This is a genomic window from Paenibacillus zanthoxyli JH29 (assembly GCF_000520715.1).
In the GTDB taxonomy this organism is placed as follows: Bacteria; Bacillota; Bacilli; order Paenibacillales; family Paenibacillaceae; genus Paenibacillus_AQ; species Paenibacillus_AQ zanthoxyli.
The window spans coordinates 1-2256 of the sequence record NZ_ASSD01000315.1; the positions used below are offsets into that span (position 1 = coordinate 1).

General features: G+C 53.5%; 4 protein-coding genes. All 4 read right to left on the reverse strand.

The window, feature by feature from the left end; all coding sequences use genetic code 11:
* Positions 1 to 483: 483 nt before the first annotated feature.
* Positions 484 to 615 (reverse strand): hypothetical protein, encoded by a 132-nt coding sequence (locus L691_RS34255; protein ID WP_408634746.1) that lies wholly within the window; start codon positions 613 to 615, stop codon positions 484 to 486.
* Positions 616 to 677: 62 nt separating this feature from the next.
* Positions 678 to 875, reverse strand: coding sequence for a competence pheromone ComX (gene comX / locus L691_RS34260; RefSeq protein ID WP_198023018.1), 198 nt, complete (start codon positions 873 to 875; stop codon positions 678 to 680).
* Between the two features lie 34 nt (positions 876 to 909).
* The gene (locus tag L691_RS0111605) at positions 910 to 1803 is read right to left on the reverse strand and encodes a polyprenyl synthetase family protein (RefSeq protein WP_198023019.1); all 894 of its coding nucleotides are present in this window, start codon (positions 1801 to 1803) and stop codon (positions 910 to 912) included.
* Positions 1804 to 1951: 148 nt separating this feature from the next.
* The coding region (locus tag L691_RS28655; protein ID WP_036736714.1) for a lactonase family protein at positions 1952 to 2256 on the reverse strand (305 nt) is incomplete at its 5' end.

Here is a 2256-nt window from a genome sequence, read left to right on the forward strand (position 1 = left end):
TATATGGACGGCGGATTCAGGATCATAGCGGGCTACGAAGAGGATAGGAACAAGGAGACGCCAGAAGCCGGCGGTATAATTACAGCTTCAGGGTTAAGCTGGACCGAGGAAATGGCCAAAGACCGGGAAGGAGGAGGCAAGGGGACATACGGAGTCTTGCTGGAACGAAGACCCGGCGAAGCGGGGGAAGCATTCTACCGCATTGCACTTCGGACCGGACCCGCTGCCGATGCCGCGCTCTACGGAGCGGGTGGCCTGTCCTTCTCCATGGCTAACCTTGGTCCAGTCTCCGGCCTGCCGCCGCAAATAGAGGTCGAGCTGGCCGATCGCTTCGGCGCCAAGGCGCGTCTGCTGCTGCCAGAGGTCATGACGCCCCTGCCGCTGCCGCAGGTTAAATTCGCTAGGATACCCTGGCTGGAGCAGCGCATCAGCGGCGGCAAGTACGGCGAACCTACCGAGGCGGTCTTTCAGACCTACGAGCTTTCATTCAATCTGTTCCATAAGCAGAATCCTGCCTTCGATCCGGCGCATGTGGCGGAGATTACCTTCTATCTTCTCGGCGATGGAGATGCGGTCATGCTTGACGATATCGGCTTTTATTCCGGCGGGACGCATCCTTTCCCTATGCAGACAGCCTTAATCCGAATCGACGGATTAAGGCTGTCTGCCTCTTTAGGTTACAGTGCTGCCGCCGCTTTGATGGTGTCCCAGGCTCCCAGCTCCCCGGCTTTGCCAACCCGGTTTTTGTCCTCCAGCGCTTCCAGCAGCGCTCTTCGCTCAACTTCGCTGATTCCAACAAGTTCATACTGGCCGTTCTTTAAACGATGGGCTGCTGCGGGATCTTTCATCAAGCTTTGAATAATTTCCTTTAACATGGACGATTCCCCCAATCGATTATTATGCCAAGGTCTATTCGGCCAAGGCGGTAATACGGTTCTTCCAGTGAGCGTCGATATCCAGCTTGTCTACGATCTGCAAGTAATTATAGCAATGCATTCTCATCCGTACGGAGGTATAAAGAAAGGTTCCCGTCCGTTCGACGGCCCGCTCAAATTCCTCCCTGCGGTGGCTGATCTCCTCCATCCGGAGACGTCCTTCAAAATAATCGGCGATCCATTTATCCTCCTCAGTGATAAACTGAAGCAGATACAGCGTGGACAGCGTTTTCTTTCGATTCTTGAAATCACCCCTTTCCCAATCCAGCAGATCGCGGATGTCGTTCTTGATCTGATCGGCGATGCCGAGTTCCTCAGCGTAATCTCTTACTTGACTGTTCCACTCGCCAGTAGCCAGGAACGTACCGATCATGCAGGCGGCGACCACGAATGCAGCCGACTTTTGCTTGATCATGCGGAAATAATCCTCCTCGCTCGCGATATCGTTCAGCAGATCCGCCGTCTGTCCGTTAATGGCCGCAAGGGTCTGGGTGTTCATAAATTGTACAGCCCCATGAATCCGTTCCAAGGGGAATTCGCAGGTAAGCAGCATCTGCCCGGAAATGAACGTCAGCCCAATGGCAATGTTAAGCGCGATTTCGGGGCTCATCCGGCTCCATGCCGTCAAGCTGTTGTCCTTATCCTGAAGGTCGTCGACAATATCCGCACTAAGAATCATGAGCTCAACCGCTCCGGCAGCCCGAAAAATGGAAGGACCCGTTCCTCCGAAAGCCCTGTAATGAAGCACCGTAAGATTAGCGAACGGCAGATTCCCTCTCAGCTTCTCATCTATACAGGCGGCTGCCTGCTCGTACAAGTGGGGCAAAGCGAAATAAATCCGCACGCCTTCCTTAATTTCGTTACCCACTGATTCCGCAATATCCTCCATCCTATCCCCCATTTCGGTAAGGAATGTGACAAAAATGCGTGTATCAACGATATCTATTCGAGCCCCCGTTACCAATTCCTTCTATATTTTTGGAAAACTATATAATTTTATAAAATGTCGAACTTCTTCAATTCAGAATCGCAATACAGACCGGCTTCGGCACTTCCAGTTCATTGCCTGTCGGAATCAGCCTGCCGTTCTCGCCGTCGATCGTAAACGACGTTATATTGCCGCTGCTCTGATTGGCGGCAAGCAGCATTCCTCCGGCAATGGCGAAGTTGCGCGGCGTACGCCCGCCGGTGCTCTGCCAATCCATCGCCTTCAGCAAGCCGGTGTCCTCATCAATGTGAAACAGAACGATGCTGTCGTGCCCGCGGTTGGATACGTACAGGAACCGGCCACAAGGGGAGACATGGATATCGGCTGGCGGGT